The sequence below is a fragment of the Nocardioides sp. NPDC087217 genome (assembly GCF_044744805.1).
In the GTDB taxonomy this organism is placed as follows: Bacteria; Actinomycetota; Actinomycetes; order Propionibacteriales; family Nocardioidaceae; genus Nocardioides.
Window position 1 is genome coordinate 632,400 of sequence record NZ_JBIUZB010000003.1, and the last position, 18,247, is coordinate 650,646.

The window sequence follows — 18,247 nt, forward strand, 5'->3', positions numbered from 1 at the left end:
TTATTGACGTTACGACTCGTCTGGTACCCAAGCGTGTTCGTGTCGTCGAAGTGGGCACTAGGAGACCACCTCGCAAGGTTGGCGCTCCAAGTCTCCTTCACAACGGTGTGAACAACCTGCACTACCTCCGTGGCTTCGTACGCCGCGCGAGCGTGCTCCAGATGCTGAACCACCTCGGGGTCCCACTCCGCGCTCATATTCCAACTCATACCAGCGTGCGGCGCGGGCGGTGGTTGGAATGCATCACGAACCCCTAGATGTGACTATCTGCCTGACAACGTGGACAACGGGTGGCTCGTAGGCTGCTCCGTGCGTGTCAGCGCTGAGATCAAACTTTGCGCGCCTGGATCGTGGCGGCGAGACGGGTCCAATAGGGCCCAATGCTCTGCTCGTGCCCGTATTCGCAGGTCATCACCGTCACGTGGCGCACCGGGGGGAGGACGCCATTCGCCAAGCGGTCATCCAACAGAGGGTCACATAGATCGGCGCAGGATCCTCCGGTTCAGGTCAGGATTACGGGCAGCCCAAGGGTGAGCTGACGCTGTTGGTTCTGGTTCGGAGCCTTCCGGAACGCTCGGGGTTCGACTTCGAACGTATGATCGATTCATGACCCGCGCGCCAGGTTCCTCGAAGCCGTCCCGCCTTGAGCCACCCATCATCGCGCCTCGTCCGGAGGCGCGGCATTGCTGGCGCCATCTGTCGCCGTCGCCGGGGAGTGAAGGGGATCCGGTGTTCCTCTTGGGCTGGGCGCACTCGCCGGCGGATCAGTTCGGCGAGTACGTGTGGTGGGCTCAGATCGTGCGGATGACGACGCCGACGGACTGGTCGACGGAGTGGGTCTCCGCCGACCAACTCTCAACCGAGCGTTACGCCCCCGGCGAGCCACCGCCCAGTGGTCGGCCCTCTTCGAACGGAGCCGGCCTGGTGCGCCCACGGGTCAACAGATCTTGATGAGCGACCCGGTACGACGTTATCGCTGCAATCACCTGTGCGATCGACGCAATCGCTGCCGCCCTCTACGCGCCCCCGTCCCACCGGCTCTGAGCCCATGACGAAAAGAGCGTCCAGTCCGCAGGCCCGGCGCTCACTCTCCGGGCGTCGACCAACCCGGCTCATCCGCCTCGACCGGCAACACCCGCATCCCGAACGGCAGCTCGACCACATTCCCGTACGCCTCCTGCCATGCCGCCCACTCCAGGTCACTGCGAGCCGCCATCCGATCCACCCGCTCCGGCAACGGCAGCGATGGATCGTCGAGCAGGTCCGGTGGGAACTCGACAACAGGCTTCCTCATGCCTGCTTCTTACCCCGACGAGACCGGTTCTAAACCGAATGCCGGAGATTTTTCCCGACGCATGGTCGCCCGAGTCCAGCAGCCGCTGCGGGGCCGTGAACCAGACCGCGGTCCCGAGTCGGTGCCCGAGACCGCGGCACCAACGGCACCCATCGTGGTGTCGCGCTCCACGTAGGAGTAGTCACCCTGACTGCCCCGTTGGTGCCGAACACGGTAACCAGGAACGTGTTCCAGATGTACGGGGCGCGGGAACAGCAGCGACCTCGTCGGAGACCTAGCCACGACATCAGCCACCACAGACCAGAGGTCGTGAAGTGGACTACCAGGCTAGCGAGGGGAGTCTGTTGGCTGGACCAAGTAGAGGGGCAACTCCATCGCTGGCGGAACCGCAATCGGAAGCATCTGGGAGGCTTTCGCTCTAGCATCGTCGGATGGAGCCATCTCGCCGCGAGCGTATGCAAGGTAAGGCCGAGGGTGCCCTGGCCAGGGGCGCCGAGATCCTCCGCGATGTGTTCGCGGAAGTGATCATCGAAAGGGCGACTCGTCCGAAGTACGACGATGCCGAGAGTGTCGTACTGGGCGTGCTGGACAAACGGATCGACGCGATTGAGGCGAAGACCAAGCCAGGCGCTGAGCAAACCCAGAAAGACGCCAACCTGCTCAAAGTTCACAAGGAGATCAGGTCCGAGATTCAGGCTGCGCTCGACGAGCGTTGGCACAGTCGCGAACGGAGCGGCTCGGCTTGAGGTCGGATGCGAGTTGCGCGGTCGAGCGGCACGTGGGCGGTACGCCCGCCGACATGCTGGAGGAGCTGGGCAGATTCGACCCGGATCGGTGAGGATCCTGCCTTTCTCCCGTTTTTGGGCAGATGACACGGATTGACAGCGGGTCCGACGTTTTCACGTTCCAGCAGGTGAGGGTGGCTGTTCGTCAACGTGCGTCAAGCACCGTCGGCGGGCTTTCGAAACGGAGGGTTGCTGGTTCGAGTCCAACCGGGGGAGCAAGAAACTCCGTCTGACCTGGTCAAACAAGACAGGCTGAGTTCGTTGTTTTGTCCGGTTCAGAGGCTTGGTCACACTTTGCAGCGCTCTTGGGGTCGGCGCGTCGAGCTCCGGGTCTGGAAGCAGGACGTCGTTGACCAGCGGCCGCCGCGCGAACACCGATACGTGACTTCTTCCCACACACCTGATCGTTGAGATATCGTCGATATGTCATCATCTCTCGACGGATCCGGAGGCCGCCGTGGCGCCGCAAGGTGGGGTCGTTTTCGAAGCCCTCGCCGACCCGACGCGCCGCGAGATCCTGCTCGCGCTGGCGGACGGGGAGCTCGCAGTCGGCGACATCGCCGACCGGGTCCAAGGTGTCGGCCGGACGACGGTGTCCAGCCACTTACGCGTGCTCCGCATGGCCGGCCTGGTGACCGAGCGTCGTGAGGGCCGCTTCCGCCTCTACAGCATCGACCCGACACCCGCATCGCAGCTGGTGGGGTTCGTCGCCCAGGTCTACCGGGACTCGCTCGACGAGTTGAGGTCCGACTCCAGGGTGGCTCCGCAGAGCGCAGACGGGCGCTCCACCGCTACCGGCTGACAGGGGTCGCCCATGGGCGAGATCATCCTCGCGGACCGAGAACAACTCCCGTGTCCACCTGAGCAGGCCTTCGATGTGATCGCCGTCGGCGGCCTGCCGGGCTGGCGGTTGCCGAGGCGGCAAGCGCTGCGACTCGGCGTGCCGGTGGCCATCCCCTTGACCCTTCCTGCCGCGCTCGGCAGTCAGCGCGTCGAGATCCTCGGTCGCGTCGTGAGCGTCGACCGCCCCCGGCGCTTCGTGGTCCACCACGACCTCCCGTGGACCGGGAGCGTGACGGTGAGCGTACGTCCCGACGGCCCTGCGCGTTCCACGGTGCGGGTTGCGGTGCAGTTGGACGAGGAGGTCTTGGGCTGGGCACGGCGGATGGTGGCAGCTCCGGCTCCCGCGGCCGGCAACGTCTGGCGACTCGGCCTGATCTCCAGCGGCACAGGCCCAGCCAGCGTGTTCTCGATCGCGGCACGGAGCACCGCACGGTTGGCCGTTGAGCAGATCAACGCAGACGGTGGCGTGTTGGGCCGCCCGCTCGAGCTGATGACGGGTGACGACGGCACCCATCCGGGCCTCGGCGCGGCCGAGCTCGTCCGGTTGGCTCACGCCGGGTGCCGGTTGGTGCTGGCGAACGTCACCTCCGCGGTCTTCCAAGCGCTGCGCCCGGTGGCACGCAAGTACGGCGTCTTGATCATCCACACGCCGCTGAACGAGGGCGGTGCCGGCGGGCCAGAGCTCTTTCGTCTCGGCGAGCGCCCCGCCGCCCAGGCGGCCGCCGCCATCCCAGCTCTGATGCGTGCGACGAGTGGGTCCCACTTCTACCTGGCGGGCAACGACTACTGCTGGTCCCGCGGCGCCAGCCGGGCGGTTCGTAGGGTGGTCGAGCGGTCCGGTGGATCGGTGGCCGCAGAGGCGTACGCCGAACTGGGGACGACCGACTTCGCCTCGCTCATCACTTCCATTCGCCGTAGCGGTGCTGATCTCGTCGTCTCTTCGCTCGTCGGCGCTGACGAGGTCGCGTTCGAGCAGCAGATGCACGCCGCTGGTCTACGCCAGGAGGTGGCGACGCTGGCGCTCGTCCTGGATGAGTCGACACACGAGTTCATCGGCCCGGACGCCAGCGAAGGGCTGTGGACGGCGTTCTCGTACTTCGAGAGCCTCGACTCCGCGGCCAACAATGCATTCAAAACCGAGTACCACCGGCGGTTCGGGGCCGGGGCGGCGCCTGTGTCGAGTATGACCGAGGGGCTCTACGAGGCGGTGCATCTGGTCACCCGGGCCGCCGCCGACGGTGGGTCCTGGGATCCGGGCGTGGTCGGCGAACGGCTTCGGGAGGGAGTGACGTACGACGGTCCGCGGGGGAGGGTCAGCACGTCGTGGCGGGGTATGCGTCAGCCGATCTATCTCGCCACCTCTCAGGGCGGAACACTCCACGTGACCGAGCAGCTCACGCATCTGGCGAGGTGAGCGGCAGCTGCTTCCGGCGGCGTCGGAAGGGGAGCGTGAGGTGCTGTTCGAGCAGCTTGGGGAGCGGGGCGCGCCCCGGGCCTCCCGCATGAACCCACGAAGCGATCGCCGCGTTCTCTTCGGGGCCGAGGATGCGTGCGAACCATACTGGCCGGGCGCCTGAGCGCCGCGCGCCGGCGCCTGGGGAGACGACGACGACGTTAGCCGCGCCGCAGACCCACAGACAGCCGGTCACGCGGAGCGAGACTCGGGTGCCGAGGCGGTCGCCGAGGTCGGTGACGAGCCCTGGGTGGTCCACGTCCGGATGGACCTCGGTGCTGCCGCAGCAGCAGCCGCGGCAGACGGTGACGGTACAGCGGTCACCGCCTGCCGCGGCTGTGGTGTGCATGCCCGTCGGCCGCTCAGACGGCCACGGGCCTGGGCTTGGAGGCTCGGCGCCGGCTTCGGGACGTGTGCAGCCGGCCGGCGAGCACGCCGTGTACCAGTCCGAGGACGCCCCACATGGCCGCCAGTTGCCCGAGCGAGCTGACACGGAACTCCCAGATGAGCGCCGCAGGGACCTCATGTGGGATCTCGGTGTCCACCCGTGGGAACAGTATGAGTATGGCGACGGCGCCCACGATGCCGAGTAGGCAGCCCGCAACCCAGCGTGTCTCCGAGCTGACGCCGCGCTTTGCCAGCGAACGGATGAGTGCGAACACCGCGATCGTGAGCACGATCGTCAGCAGGATGACCAGCAGGTAGCCGGCCGTGCGCTGGTTGACCGTGTCCGGGTCGCCCACCGCAGGGGGGTTGGCAGGCAGTATCAGCGCCGGTGCGAGGGCGAACGCCGTGAAGCCGAGTACGCCGAGTGCGACCGAGCGGCCGACCTCTGTCGACCCGGGCAGGCGGTGTCGCACCCGGGCATAGACCACGGCGAAGGCGAGCCCCAGCAGCGCGGCGACGATGATGACCGTGACTGCGCCACCGATCTGCTGTTGCAGCCGGGTCACCAGTTCGCCTTGGTCATGCGCACCTGCGGCCGCCTCATGCGAGTGAGCGTGCCCACCCGAGTTGCCTTCCTCGATGGCGATGGCCGCGTCGATGCGGGGTTCGACCGCCAGCAGAAGGACTGCCGCGGACGAGATGCCGGCAGCAGCGCCGGCGCCCAGACCGGTGAGCATGCGGGCTCCCCAGCCCGCCTTCGCCGCGGACATCAGTGGCAGGGCACGCCGAGTGCGTGCCGTCCGTCGTGGGTGACCTCGTGGAGCCAGGTGGCGGCGTCAGCCGAGAGGATGGCACCGTTCTCCTGGACCAGGAAGTACACGGCGAAGAGGGCGATGGCGGCGACCGCCCAGGCCCAGAGGGGGACGCTGGCGGACTGTGCCGGAGCGAGCGATGGGGACGAGTTGCTCATGGGATTCTCCTTCGGTGGATGGCTCAGCTGCGAGCAGGGTCGATGGCGATCGGTTCGAGGTGAGCTTCGTGGTGGTTGCGGTTGGCGGGTGTGGCCAGAACCTCTTGGGTGCGTTCCTCGACCGTCGAGGACTCGATGACCCCGGCCTCGCCGAGGACGGTCTCGAGGGCCGTGACCCAGTGCTCGTAGTAGGACCATGACGGGTCCGTGAGGCCCGGGTTCTGGGTCTCCCACTCCTTGATCGAGTCGATGAGTGCTCCCTGGAAGGCGGGCCACCGGTATTCGCCGGCCTTATGAGCCGCAACGGCCAGTGCGAACGCCCGGATCTCCCACGGCTGCTCGAAGGACAGCTCGCCGGGGCGGCCACCAGGAAGACCGCAGACCAGTTGCTCGACGACCCGGCGGCGCGCTTCGATGGGGAGTGTGTGGAGGTCGGTCATGGTGGCAGTCATGACGCGACCTTCACGGGACCGACGCCGATCATCGAGTCACGGGTGACGAGCTCGGCGAGCTGGTCCTCGGACCAGCCGTCGGTCCCGTCCGGGCGCTGGGGCAGGACCCAATAGCGCATCTCCGAGCTCGAGTCCCAGATCTGGATCTCGGTGGATTCAGGGACGACGTATCCGAACTCGTCGGCGAGCACCTTGCGCGGCTCGCGCACGATCCTGGCGCGGTACGCAGGTTCCTTGTACCAGTTCGGCGGCAGCCCGAGCACCGGCCAGGGGTAGCAGGAACACAGGGTGCACACGATCGCGTGGTGGACGTCGTCGGAGTCCTCGAGGACAGCCATGTCCTCTCCCTGGAGTCCGCTGATGCCGAGCTCCTTGCAGGCCTCGGTGGCGTCCTCGAGGAGGCGGGCCTTGAACTCGGGGTCGCTCCAGGCCTTGGCGACGACCTTGGCGCCGAGCTGGGGGCCGACCTCGTTCTCGTAGATCTCGACCATCCGGTCGACCATCGAGGTGGTGATGACGCCCTGCTCGATGAGCATCGACTCCAGGGCCTTGACGCGGGCGGAGATCTCCTCCTGGCTGGGGACGAGGCTGCTCATGCTGCTGCTCCTTCGGTGGTGGTGACGAGGGTGAGGTAGGGGTCCCAGGCGTCGAAGCAGACCGTGCCGTTGGCATCGCCGTGGGCACCCCACAGCTCGGTGGCGTCGAACTTGATCGTGTAGACGTGCTGGGGGTCCTCGCCGAGGTTGTTGCCGGCGGTGTCGGGGTAGATGAACGAGCCGTGGTGGGCGATGACGGTGCCGACCTTGCCGCGGGTGTAGCCCGCGATGCGGGTGTGGCCGAACGGGACGTCGCTGCTCATCCGGACCGTGTCGCCGACCTTGAAGCGGGGCTCGTTGTCGGTCGGCCTGAGGGCGCTGGCACCTGCCGGCACCACGGCGTTGGCGAAGTCGAGCAGCTCCTGGCTCTGCTCGTGCTCGGGAAGCGGGGCATCCGGGTTTGCCAGGTAGTGGGCGGTCCGCCGGTCCAGCTCGGCCATGTCGAGGTTGCCGGTTCGGGCGCCGTGGTACTCGAAGCTGGCCAGCCAGTGCTCGTAGTAGGGCGCCTTGAGGTAGACCGCGGGATCCATGTTCTCGATGCCGTGGCGGAACGCGTCCACGCCGAACCAGCCGGCGCGGAAGAGTGCGGCGAACATGGTGAAGATCGGCTTCTCCCACTCGGCGCGGAAGATCGGCTCCTCCGCCGGCGGATCGATCGGACCGATCCCATCGGTGCCGCCGAGATCGAACACTCCGTTCATGCGTTGCTCCTTACAGTGGTCGGCAGCGGGAAGCCCCCGACTGCGGTTTCCAGGGCCTGCGCGACACGCAGGACGGTGGCGTCGTCGAACAACTTGCCGACGATCATCAGGCCGACGGGCAGGCCGTCGGAGAGCCCGGCCGGCACCGAGCACGCGGGGTGGCCGGTGACGTCGAACGGGCAGGTGTTGGCGACCATCTCCAGCGCGCGGCCGAGGACCTCCTCGACGGGGGCGTCGGGGCCAGGGATGACGCTGGCGCGAATCGGCACGGTCGGAAGGACAAGCACGTCATAGGTCGCGAGCGCCTCGTCGTACGCCTCGCGGAGCGAGGCCTCCAGAGCACGTGCCATCGCGTAGTGGCGACCGTACGCTGTGCCGAGGGCGTGCTTGCCCGCGAGCATGACGAGCTTGACGGTCTCCGAGAATGCGTTGGGGTCATCGCGCCACTGGCGCCCGTAGTGGGCGATCAGATCGGGGTCGTAGTAGCCCTTCCAGTTCATTCCGTATCCGTTGCCCTCGACCATCTGGAAGGTGGCACCCTCGACGGAGATCACGTCCCAGATCGCGGCACCGTGCCGGTGCCAGGGGATCGAGACCTCCTCGGCCACCAGACCGGCACCCTCGAGGGTGGCGATGGCGTCGCGCACGGTCGCATCCACCTCCGGCTCGGAGTTGGCCAGCCCGAAGCCCTCGGCAATGACGCCGATGCGCAGGCCCGCAGCCGGTTCCTGCAGGGCCGCGACGTAGTCGACCGGGGCAACCGTGTCAGGCTGTCGAGGGTCGAGCCCGTCGGGGCCGGCAAGTACGTTCAGAGCGAGTGCCGCGTCGGCGACGGTACGAGCGATCGGGCCGAGGTGGTCGATGGACTGTTCGATGGGGAAGGCGCCGGTGTAAGGCACGAGTCCGAAGGTCGGCTTGTGTCCGACCGTGCCGCAGAAGGCCGACGGGATGCGGATCGAGCCGCCCTGGTCGCCGCCGATGGCGAGGTCGACCTCTCCACTCGCGACCAGCGCGCCGCTGCCGCTGGACGAGCCGCCCGCGGAGCGGGTCGTGTCCCACGGGTTTCGGACCGGTCCGGTCTTCGAGGTGTGCGAGCCGCCCGAGAAGCAGAGGTCCTCACACACCGCCTTGCCTGCGATCGTGGCGCCTGCCGCGAGCAGCCTGGCAGCCACGGTGGAGTCGGTCGCGGGCACATAACCCTCGACGGTCCTCGACCCGTTCATCATCGGGATGCCTGCGACCGCCGTGTTGTCCTTGATCGCCACACGTCGGCCCGCGAGCGGACCGTCGGGAGCGCCGGTGATCTCGGTCGTGACGTACCAGGCGCCGAGCGGGTTCTCCTCCTCCGAGGGGCGACTGCACGTCCGCTCGGGGATCACGGGAGCGATCTCGGTGTAGAGCTCCTCCACGACATTCCAGGACTGGAGCAGGCCGGTCGCGGCACCGAGATAGGTCGAGAGATCGGTGGGGTCGATGGCGAGCCGGTTGGCCGTCGCGAGGGCTTCGAAGCCCTGCGCATCTGGCTGGTCGATCGGCATGGGATTCCTCCAAAGGGTGATGCGTCGGGTGGCTGGGAACTCACCCGGTTGTCCGGAGACTGTGGCTCTGAATGCAACGATATGTCAATGGTTGTCGACGCATTGGGGTGAAAAGTCACGCCGACGAAATGCGTGAGCGCCCGAAAGGCGCAGGCGAGGGGCCTCGCTCAGACGTCGGCCGGGACCTCGGCGTCGCGCATCATCCCCGTGCCCGGGTGGCAGTTGATGTACTCGAAGAGTTGCTGCCGCCCGTCGGAGACCGAAACCTCGTGGTAGAGCCGGAGCTTGTCGAGGCGGGTGGCGACCTTGAAGAACGTGGTGAAGATCCGCAGGTGCGTCGGGTGTGACTCGGCCCAGCGCTCGAGCCGGTCCAGTGAGGCCCAGTGGCCGATGTTGTAGCTCTCGTCCAGCAGGTTTCCGTCCAGGTCGATGCTCTGCACGAAGCGGTTGCTGTAGCAGCCGACCTCGGTACCGTTGTCCCTCAGGAAGTCCATGCCCGCCTGCAGCGTCGGCAGGATCTCGTCGAGATAGAGCGCCCGCTCCTCCGCGCCCGCGGCGATCCAGTCCTGGCCCGAGCGGATGAGGGCGATGTTGTCGTGGCCCTGGACCACCACGCGGCCGCCGGTGTCGGGGTCACCGGAGACGACCGTCAGTGAACCACGGCCCTGCATCCAGTCGGTCTGGGAAAGGGGAAAGCGCTCCCGCATCGAACCCCAGTAGCCGTGCTCGTTGATCTCACCGCTGATCCCGTCCATGACCGCGCCGACGCCGGGCAACTGGTCCTGGAAGGCGTACAGCGTCTCGAACTGGTCAACCCGCGGTGACACCGCCTCACGGAAGTAGCCGAGGCTCTCGGAGAGGCGCTCCTCCGAGCTCCACCAGCCAGCGATCTTGTCGGAGAGGAGCCAGCGGCAGTACGCGGCGGGGTCGTTCCAATAGCCGACGACCATCAGGTTGTGATGCCCCTGGTTGTCGACGTGGTAGGTGAGGTCGTGGTGGGAGGCGCCGTCGGTGCCCTCGAGGCCGCTGACCATGTGGCGCAACGCGGCGAGGGCTGCGGGACGCTGTGCCTCGTCCCGGAACTGCACACCCAGGTAGGCCATCACGACCTGCTCCACGGAGGCGTCGGCGCGCCCGACCCACATCGGGAACGGTGGCTCGTAGCCGTCGGGGACGCGGCGGGACAGGGACCTCGGACAGGTCAGATGCTGGTCGATCGCGGACTCCATGGCTGCCTCCTGGCGGTGTCGGGTGGGTCTTCGTGACCTCGTGATCGACACTAGGAAGGCAGGTTCACATCAGCGTAGGACGCGACTATCCAGCCGTTGACGATGGCTCCACATTCGACCCTGGCAACGCCGCTGACGCCCGGCGCAGCTCCCCGGGCGGCAGGTCGAAGCGCGCCTTGAAGAGCCGACTGAAATGTGACGGATCGACAAGTCCGCACCGATGGCCGACAGCGGCGACCGGCTCGCCCGGGTTGCGACCGCCCGCCAGCTCTTCGTACGCGGCCTGAAGCCGCCGCTCGCGCAGGTAGCCGGCCACCGTCCAGCCGTCGTCAGCGAAGAGCCGGTGCAGGTAGCTCACCGAGATACTGCACGCAGCTGCGATGTCGGCGGGGGACAGGTCGGGGTCACCGAGATGGTGCTCGATGAAAGATCGTGCAAGTTGGCGGTGGACCGCACCAGAAGGGGACGGGGCCGCCTCGGCAGGAAGGAGGGCAGCGAGAAACCCGACCAGCGTGTGCTGGAGCGCGAATTGCCTCTCTGCCGCGTCGCTGATGGCATGCCGAGCGAGGGCGCGGACCAAGTCGCGAGCGACAGCCGACAGCCCTTCGTCGCCGCTGATGGCACGGGCAGTGCCGGACCGCACGCTCAGCTCGGATACCGGTAGAAGGTGCTTGGGGAGCAGTGCGATCGTGTAGTCGAGGGCGTTCGGGGTGATGAATCGGAATGGTCGTGAGCTGTCGTAGAAGAGCAGGTCGCCCGGATGGAGTGTCGCGGTGCGTCCATCCTGGTCGACCTGGGTCACACCGCGGTTGAGAACCATGAAGTGGAGAACCTCGGGGTCGCTGCGGCGGATGTCGGCGGGGCGTCGTTCGAATTCGTGGCCGACGGCCCGGATGCGTCGGACGTGCGTCTGCGCCAAAGTGGAACCGGTGATCCTCCCGCCGATGTCATCGCCGGCAGGCTGCACCCGCAGGGGGACGAAGGTGTCGCATACGTTCTCGCGCCAGTAGTCGGCACGCTCGGTCGCGGCGACCTGCTGCGTGTCGATCGCGACGAGCTCTTGCGATGGCATAGAACTCCCCCCAGTCTCGGTGCTGGTGTATGACCGTCAACCGTGCGCTTCTCCGGTGCCGCTGTCAACGGTCGCTCTGCATTCCCGCGGGAAATTTCACGGTGTCGAAACGTGCGGCGCTTGCAGTGCGTACTCGGACGCTCGGCAGCCGAAGCGCCGTCGAAACACCCTGTTGAGGTGTGACAGATCGCTGAATCCCCACTTGGCCGCCATATCGGTGATGGTCATTCCGCCTGGATTCGCGAGGAGGTCCTCTGCGCACTGCTCGGCGCGCAGCCTCATCACGGTCTGGCCGAATGTGGCGGGTCTGTCCTCGTACAGGAGGTGAAGCTTGCGGACCGAGATCCCGAAGTGCTGGGCGACCGCGGTCGGATTGACCTCGCCGTACTGGAGGTGTCTGGCCACGAAGTGCTCGATGTTCTCCCGAAGCACCGTGCCGCCGACCGGGTCTGCGGCGAGCTCGGTCGCCGGTGCGTCTCGGAGGAGCGCGGTCACGAGCGAGACGACGGCGAGGCCGGCGCCATCGGCCTGGCCGTCGTTGAGCGTCGTTCCTGCGCGCCACGCTGATCGCATGGTGTCAGCAAGGACCGAGGCAAGCCCTCGGCTCGTGGTGTAACGCACGGCGGTATCGGAATTGGCCACGCCATCAGGAATCAGCTCCAGCGGTACCCGGAACGAGATCGCGCGCCAGTCATCGAGGTAGTCGAGGCGAAATGGTTGGGTCGCATCGACGATCGAGAAGGTGCCGGGCTCCGACAGGCACATGGAGCCGCCCTGCGTGACCACGGATCGGCCACGAAGCATCAGATTGACGAAGGCGACTCCCTCCTCCAACCGGTCGACCTCCGCCTTGCCGTGGTGGATCGTCTGGTCGCAGGTTCCGATCTCGGCGCCGTTCACCGCTCCGAACGCGTGCGTCTCCACCCAGCCGGACAGTCCCTCGCGATCCCAAGAGTCGCGGGCGCCGCGAGCCGTCGGTCGAAGCGGGGTGAACGCCTCGCATACGACTTCGCGCCAGTAGCTGTACTGCTCGGCTCGCGGACGAGTATTCGTCTGCCAACGCATCGAACGCCACCTCCCGCAGTTGATTGAGCCAATCAACGCATGCCCCGCCTACGTCGGTGTTACTCCGGACGGCGTCTCGTTGTCAACGGCCCCTCACGGACTCACTGCCAGATCGATGCACCGTGGTTCCGGTTGATGTGCACTCTGGTCCGCGGCAGCGCACTTCGAAGTGGCAGAACGTTTTCCTATCTGCCGACACCGAACGAAGGAGCACCATGTCGATCGACTTCACCTTGTCCGAGGAGCAGCTCGGCCTGCGTTCCCAGGCCCGCGAGTTCGCCGAGGGCGTGCTCGCGGGCGTTGATTCCGTCATCGCACCGATCAGTACGCCGTTGGAACGCTTCCGCGCGCTCAAGCCGTTCTATCAGCAGATGGTCGACGCGGGGTTCATCAAGGGCCTCATTCCCGCCGAGCACGGCGGTCAGCGCTTCACCAATCTCCAGTTCGCGCTGGCGGTCGAGGAACTGGCCCGCGTGGAGATCAACACTCCCACCGCCGTGCTCGGGACCGGTCTGGGCGTCTACCCGATCGTCGTCGCCGGTACGCCGGAGCAGAAGGAACGCTTCTTCCGGCCCTTCCTGGACGGCAGCCCGGCCCTGGGGGCGATCGCATTCACGGAGGCTGCCGGTGGTGCCAACTTCGATCACCCGGACCCCGACTTCGGCGTGCAGACCTTCGCCGTCCAGGACGGGGACGAATGGGTGATCAACGGTCGTAAGGCGTACACCACGAATGCCTCCGGCTGGGACGACGACGGCGCGGACCTCATCAGCGTGGTGTGCCGCATCGACAAGACGAAGGGTCCGGCTGAGTCGCTGGCCATCATCGTCGTCGAGAAGGGCACTCCCGGCGTGGAGATCACCGGAATGATCGACACCTTCGGCCACCCCGCGACGAACTCGCCGATCGTGGAGTTCAAGGACGTCCGGGTGCCGTTGTCGAACCTGATCGGGCAGCCCGGTGACGGCCTCAACCTGACCAAGGCTGCCTTCTCGTGGACCTGTTCGAGCATCGGCGCGGCCGCAGTCGGCAAGATGCGCGCGGCCTTCGAGATCGCCTACGACTTCGTCAGGACGGAGAAGCGATCCGGGCCGGTTCCGATCCTGGAGTACCAGAACGCGGGCTACATGCTCGCCGACATCAAGACGCGCATCGAGGCTGGGCGCTACTTCGCCTGGAAGGCAGCCGATCACTTCGACAAGACAGGAGGGGCGGACCGCGAGCTCTCCAACATGGTCAAGATCTACAACTCCGAACTCTCTGTCCAGACGGTGTACGACGCCATGCGACTGGTCGGCGTCGACTCCTACGGCGACCGGACGCCACTCGGCCGGATCATGCAGGACGTGCTCTGCTTCCCCGTCTACGACGGCGGGAACATGGGTGTTCGACGCCGCCACCTCCACGAGATGTTGCTGAACCCGACCTATGACCCGTTGGCAGTGGGCGAGAACCGCAACTCGGTCACCGTGTAGCGGCTCGGGAAGCCACTTGAAGAACCTCTGATCAGGGAAGACGAACTGGTCAGAGGCTTTCTTCATTTCGACAGCCTGTTGTATCCCATGCCTTGCACTCAGGCACCTGTGTTCGCCGCGCGATAGGCGAAGCCCTTGACGGCGATCTGAGAGCCGTTCTACGATCATTCTGATATATGAGTTGTGTATCATCATCGGCAACCAGGAGCCCAGCATGACCATCAGCCCGCCAAGCCCGACCGCCGTTGCGTCCGTGGCGACCGCGCCCACCGCGACGACCAACGTGCTGACGCTGTCCTGTCAGGAGCGCCCGGGGATCATGCAGGCGGTCACGAGCTTCCTGTACGACCGCGGGTTCGACATCCTCGAGCACCAGCAGCACGACGACCGGGTGGGGGAGCTGTTCTTCCTCCGGACCGCGTTCGCCTCCGTCGACGGGGCGGATGTCGATGAGCTCACCGCCGCGTTCGGGCCGATCGCGGACCGGTTCGGCATGTCGTACGCGTTCCACGACGAGCGCAAGCCGCGACTGCTGGTCATGGTCTCCAAGTTCGGCCACTGCCTCAACGACCTCATCTTCCGGTGGCGCGGGGGGACACTGGGGGCCGAGATCGCTGTCGTCGCGTCCAACCACGACGATCTTCGGCCGATGGCGGAGGCGGCCGGACTGGAGTTCATCCACATCCCGGTCACGCCCGAGACCAAGCCGGAGGCCGAGCAGCGCATGCTCGACCTGGTCGAGGAGTACGACGTCGACCTGGTCGTGCTCGCCCGCTACATGCAGATCCTGTCGGACGGCCTCTGCCGCCAGCTCGAGGGCCGCGCGATCAACATCCACCACTCGTTCCTGCCCGGCTTCAAGGGGGCCAAGCCCTATCACCAGGCGCACGAACGCGGTGTGAAGCTCGTCGGCGCCACCGCTCACTACGTCACCGCTGACCTCGATGAGGGGCCCATCATCGAGCAGGAGGTCAACCGGGTCGACCACACCTACACACCGCAGGCCCTGGCCACCGTCGGTCAGGACGCCGAGTGCCTCGCACTCTCGCGCGCCGTCCGCTGGCACTGCGAGCACCGCGTCTTCATGCACGGCTCCAGCACCGTTGTGTTCCGCTGACCACCAACCCGAATCTCAGGAGTTGCTCATGACGTCCTCGCCCCGCACAGTCATCATCGGCGCCGGCATCGTCGGCACGAACCTCGCGGACGAACTCGTGTCACGCGGGTGGTCCGACATCACGGTCATCGAACAGGGCCCACTCAGCCTGCCCGGCGGCTCGACCTCCCATGCGCCTGGTCTCGTCTTCCAGATCAACCCGTCGAAGACGATGACCCTGTTCGCCAAGTACACCGTGGAGAAGTTCCTGTCCCTCGAGAAGGACGGGGTGAGCTGCTTCAACCAGGTCGGCGGCCTCGAGGTCGCGACCACCGAGGCCCGCGTCGCTGAGCTCTACCGCAAGCTCGGCTACGCGAAGTCCTGGGGAATCGAGGCCCGGGTGATCGGTCCCGCCGAGTGCAAGAACCTCTACCCGCATATCGACGAGTCGCAGGTCCTCGCGGGCCTGCACATCCCCAGCGACGGTCTGGCCCGGGCGGCGCGCGCCGTCGACCTGCTCATCGAGCGTACGCAGGCGGCCGGCGTCACCTATCTCGAGCACACCGCGGTGACCGGAGTCCTCCAGGAGGGCGGCCACGTCACGGGCGTCGAGACCACGAACGGTGTGGTCGAGGCCGACATCGTCGTCTCCTGCGCCGGCTTCTGGGGTGTCGAGGTGGGGAAGATGGCGGGCACCGACGTGCCGCTCCTCCCGCTCGCCCACCAGTTCATCAAGACCACATCGGTGCCGGTCCTGGCCGGCAAGCACGAGGCGCCCGACGGCGCGACCCTGCCGATCCTGCGACACCAGGACCAGGACCTCTACTTCCGGGAGTGGGGCGATGCCTACGGGATCGGCTCGTACGCCCACAGGCCGATGCCGTACGTCGCCTCCGATCTCGGCCCGACCCCGGAGCACGTCGACCACGACAACATGCCGTCGCGGCTCGACTTCACGCCCGAGGACTTCGAGGGCCCGTGGGACGAGTGCCGCAAGCTGCTCCCGTGCCTCCAGGAGACGGAGATCGCGGAGTCGTCGTTCAACGGCATCTTCTCGTTCACGCCCGACGGCGGCTCGCTCGTCGGTGAGTCCCGCGACCTGGACGGCTTCTGGGTGGCCGAGGCGGTCTGGGTCACCCATTCCGCGGGCGTCGCCCGGGCGGTGGCCGAGGTGCTGACCACAGGACGGTCGCAGTACGACCTCGCCGACCTCGAGCTCAACCGGTTCGAGGAGACGCAGCTGGCTCCGGCGTACGTCAGCGAGACGTCGCAGCAGAACTTCGTCGAGATCTACGACATCCTCCACCCGCTGCAGCCCAAGGACTCGCCCCGTGACATCCGGGTCAGCCCGTTCCACGCCCGTCAGGTCGAGCTCGGCGCCTTCTTCCTCGAGGCCGGGACCTGGGAGCGGCCGCACTGGTACGAGGCCAACGCAGCCCTGCTGGACGAGCTGCCCGAGGAGTGGAAGTCGCCGACGCGCGACGACTGGTCGGCCCGCTATTACTCTCCGATCGCGGCCGTCGAGGCGTGGAAGACCCGCACCGCGGTCGCCATGTACGACATGACGCCGCTGCGCCGCCTCGAGGTCTCCGGACCCGGCGCCGAGACCCTGCTGCAGCGGCTCACCACCGGTGACGTCACCAAGAAGCCCGGTGCGGTGACCTACACCCTGTTCCTCGACGAGCAGGGCGGGATCAAGAGCGACATCACCGTCGCCCGACTCGAGGACGAGCTCTACCAGGTCGGCGCCAACGGCACGGTCGACCTGGCGTACCTCCGGCGCGAGGCGCGCAAGCTGCGTGCCGAGAACCCGGCGCTCGCCGCTCATGTCCGCGACATCACCGGCGGCACCTGCTGCATCGGACTGTGGGGGCCGCTGGCCAGGGACCTGATCGCCAAGGTCAGCACGGACGACTTCACCAACGACGGTCTGAAGTACTTCCGCGGCAAGCGGGCCTCCATCGGCGGGATCCCCGTCACCGCCCTGCGCCTGTCCTACGTCGGCGAGCTCGGCTGGGAGATCTACGCCTCCGCCGAGAACGGCCAGAAGCTGTGGGACGTGCTGTGGAACGCCGGGCAGGAGCACGGTGTCATCGCCGCCGGCCGGGCCGCGTTCGGCGCGCTCCGGCTGGAGAAGGGCTACCGGTCCTGGGGCGCCGACATGACCACCGAGCACGACCCGTACGAGGCAGGGGTCGGGTTCGCGGTGAAGACCGCCAAGGAGGACTTCGTCGGCAAGGCCGCCCTCGCGGGTCGCTCGGTGGAGACCTCGGCTCGCCGGCTGCGCTGCCTCACCATCGACGACGGCAAGTCCATGGTGCTCGGCAAGGAGCCCGTGCTGTCGGGGGAGACCGCGGTCGGGTACGTCACCAGTGCGGCGTACGGGTTCACGATCGGCAAGCCGATCGCATACGCCTACCTCCCGGCGGAGATCGGCGAGGGTGACCAGGTCGAGATCGAGTACTTCGGCCAGCGGATTTCCGCGACGGTCACCCCGGAGCCGCTCTTCGACCCCGAGATGAGCCGCCTGCGCGGGTGACCCGACGGGTCGAGATCGGGCGCCGGCCGGGTGGGCCGGCGCCCGATCTCATGTTGAGAGAACGCAGTCAGAGAACGCGACGGATCTCGGTGGAGAAGCCGTCGATGTGCTGTCGGGTCAGCCGCTCGGCGCGTTCGGCGTCGCCGTCGGCGATCGCCTCCAGGAGCGGGGCGTGCTCGGAGATGTGGGACGCCAGGTCCGGGAGCTTGTCCACGACCAGGCACCAGATCCGGGTCGCAAGGTTGTCGTAGCGGACCAGGACGTCCTCGAGGTGCCTGTTGCCCGTGGCGCGGTAGATCATCCGGTGCACAGACATGTCGAGCCGCATCAGGGTGGGTCGGTCGTCGCCCGACGGATCGAGACCGCGAACCCGCTCGGCCATGTCGCGCAGCTCGGCCCGCATCTGGTCGGTCGCGGCGGTCGCCGCTCGGTTGGCGGCGAACGGCTCGAGCTGCTGGCGCAGGTCGGAGATGGCGCCCAGCTCGGTGACGTCGACCGCCGTCGCGAACGTGCCGCGGCGTGCGTAGGAGACGACCAGATGGTCGGTCTCCAGGCGTTTGAGGGCCTCGCGCACCGGCGTACGGCCGAACCCGAGCGAGTCCGCGAGCCGGCCGTCGTTGATCGGCTCGCCGGGCCTGATGTCGAGCATGATCAGCCGGTCCCGGATGCGCTCGTAGGCCGCGTGCGCCAGCGAGATCGTTGCGCCGATCGCCGGCCGGGCGGGCGCCTGAACGTCGGTCATACCAAGTCAC

Annotated in this window: 18 protein-coding genes; 6 read left to right on the forward strand and 12 right to left on the reverse strand. The window is 67.2% G+C overall.

What is annotated here, in order from left to right; genetic code table 11:
- Positions 1–1,084: 1,084 nt before the first annotated feature.
- A complete protein-coding gene (locus ACIO3S_RS17350; RefSeq protein WP_400466035.1) occupies positions 1,085–1,294 on the reverse strand; it encodes a hypothetical protein in 210 nt (69 codons plus the stop codon).
- Between the two features lie 431 nt (positions 1,295–1,725).
- On the opposite strand from ACIO3S_RS17350, the gene ACIO3S_RS17355 reads away from it, so the two are divergent.
- The 3 genes from ACIO3S_RS17355 (at position 1,726) to ACIO3S_RS17365 (ending at position 4,336) form a co-directional block, all read left to right on the forward strand.
- Positions 1,726–2,040, forward strand: coding sequence for a hypothetical protein (locus ACIO3S_RS17355; RefSeq protein ID WP_400466037.1), 315 nt, complete (start codon positions 1,726–1,728; stop codon positions 2,038–2,040).
- A gap of 496 nt (positions 2,041–2,536) precedes the next feature.
- Positions 2,537–2,881: an ArsR/SmtB family transcription factor gene (locus ACIO3S_RS17360; protein ID WP_400466040.1), complete on the forward strand. Its 345-nt coding sequence runs from the start codon at positions 2,537–2,539 to the stop codon at positions 2,879–2,881.
- 12 nt (positions 2,882–2,893) lie between these two features.
- A complete protein-coding gene (locus tag ACIO3S_RS17365; RefSeq protein ID WP_400466043.1) occupies positions 2,894–4,336 on the forward strand; it encodes a substrate-binding protein in 1,443 nt (480 codons plus the stop codon).
- Here ACIO3S_RS17365 and ACIO3S_RS17370 read toward each other — a convergent pair.
- The 10 genes from ACIO3S_RS17370 to ACIO3S_RS17415 form a co-directional block, all read right to left on the reverse strand.
- Positions 4,317–4,724 (reverse strand): (2Fe-2S) ferredoxin domain-containing protein, encoded by a 408-nt coding sequence (locus ACIO3S_RS17370; protein ID WP_400466044.1) that lies wholly within the window; start codon positions 4,722–4,724, stop codon positions 4,317–4,319. The two genes, ACIO3S_RS17365 and ACIO3S_RS17370, sit on opposite strands and share 20 nt — an antisense overlap.
- Before the next feature lie 13 nt (positions 4,725–4,737).
- Positions 4,738–5,499 carry a CbtA family protein gene (locus ACIO3S_RS17375; protein WP_400466047.1) on the reverse strand — a complete coding sequence of 254 codons (762 nt, stop codon included), beginning with the start codon at positions 5,497–5,499 and terminating at the stop codon, positions 4,738–4,740.
- Between the two features lie 32 nt (positions 5,500–5,531).
- Positions 5,532–5,732, reverse strand: a complete 201-nt coding sequence (locus tag ACIO3S_RS17380) for a CbtB-domain containing protein (protein WP_400466049.1) — start codon at positions 5,730–5,732, stop codon at positions 5,532–5,534.
- A 23-nt stretch (positions 5,733–5,755) separates the two neighbouring features.
- Complete coding sequence (locus ACIO3S_RS17385) at positions 5,756–6,184, reverse strand: nitrile hydratase accessory protein (protein ID WP_400466051.1); 429 nt, start codon at positions 6,182–6,184, stop codon at positions 5,756–5,758.
- On the reverse strand, positions 6,181–6,780 hold the full coding sequence (nthA, locus tag ACIO3S_RS17390) for a nitrile hydratase subunit alpha (RefSeq protein WP_400466054.1): 600 nt from the start codon (positions 6,778–6,780) through the stop codon (positions 6,181–6,183). The genes ACIO3S_RS17385 and nthA overlap by 4 nt, the downstream gene beginning before the upstream one ends.
- Entirely contained in the window at positions 6,777–7,481 is a 705-nt protein-coding gene (gene nthB, locus ACIO3S_RS17395) for a nitrile hydratase subunit beta (RefSeq protein WP_400466057.1), read from the reverse strand. Before nthB ends, nthA begins: the two co-directional genes overlap by 4 nt.
- On the reverse strand, positions 7,478–9,019 hold the full coding sequence (locus ACIO3S_RS17400; protein WP_400466060.1) for an amidase: 1,542 nt from the start codon (positions 9,017–9,019) through the stop codon (positions 7,478–7,480). The genes nthB and ACIO3S_RS17400 overlap by 4 nt, the downstream gene beginning before the upstream one ends.
- A 167-nt stretch (positions 9,020–9,186) precedes the next feature.
- Positions 9,187–10,248 carry a phenylacetaldoxime dehydratase family protein gene (locus ACIO3S_RS17405; protein WP_400466063.1) on the reverse strand — a complete coding sequence of 354 codons (1,062 nt, stop codon included), beginning with the start codon at positions 10,246–10,248 and terminating at the stop codon, positions 9,187–9,189.
- 85 nt (positions 10,249–10,333) lie between these two features.
- Positions 10,334–11,320: a helix-turn-helix domain-containing protein gene (locus ACIO3S_RS17410; protein ID WP_400466066.1), complete on the reverse strand. Its 987-nt coding sequence runs from the start codon at positions 11,318–11,320 to the stop codon at positions 10,334–10,336.
- A gap of 96 nt (positions 11,321–11,416) precedes the next feature.
- A complete protein-coding gene (locus tag ACIO3S_RS17415) occupies positions 11,417–12,385 on the reverse strand; it encodes a helix-turn-helix domain-containing protein (RefSeq protein ID WP_400466068.1) in 969 nt (322 codons plus the stop codon).
- 215 nt (positions 12,386–12,600) lie between these two features.
- Here ACIO3S_RS17415 and ACIO3S_RS17420 point away from each other — a divergent pair, with 215 nt between their 5' ends.
- The 3 genes from ACIO3S_RS17420 to ACIO3S_RS17430 all read left to right on the forward strand — a co-directional run bounded on the left by ACIO3S_RS17420 (position 12,601) and on the right by ACIO3S_RS17430 (position 17,495).
- Positions 12,601–13,860, forward strand: a complete 1,260-nt coding sequence (locus ACIO3S_RS17420; RefSeq protein WP_400466070.1) for an acyl-CoA dehydrogenase family protein — start codon at positions 12,601–12,603, stop codon at positions 13,858–13,860.
- Between the two features lie 214 nt (positions 13,861–14,074).
- Positions 14,075–14,977: a formyltetrahydrofolate deformylase gene (gene purU, locus ACIO3S_RS17425; protein ID WP_400466073.1), complete on the forward strand. Its 903-nt coding sequence runs from the start codon at positions 14,075–14,077 to the stop codon at positions 14,975–14,977.
- 28 nt (positions 14,978–15,005) lie between these two features.
- Positions 15,006–17,495, forward strand: coding sequence for an FAD-dependent oxidoreductase (locus ACIO3S_RS17430; RefSeq protein WP_400466076.1), 2,490 nt, complete (start codon positions 15,006–15,008; stop codon positions 17,493–17,495).
- Between the two features lie 67 nt (positions 17,496–17,562).
- On the opposite strand, the gene ACIO3S_RS17435 is transcribed toward ACIO3S_RS17430, so the two are convergent.
- A complete protein-coding gene (locus ACIO3S_RS17435) occupies positions 17,563–18,237 on the reverse strand; it encodes a GntR family transcriptional regulator (protein WP_400466079.1) in 675 nt (224 codons plus the stop codon).
- Between the last annotated feature and the right edge of the window lie 10 nt (positions 18,238–18,247).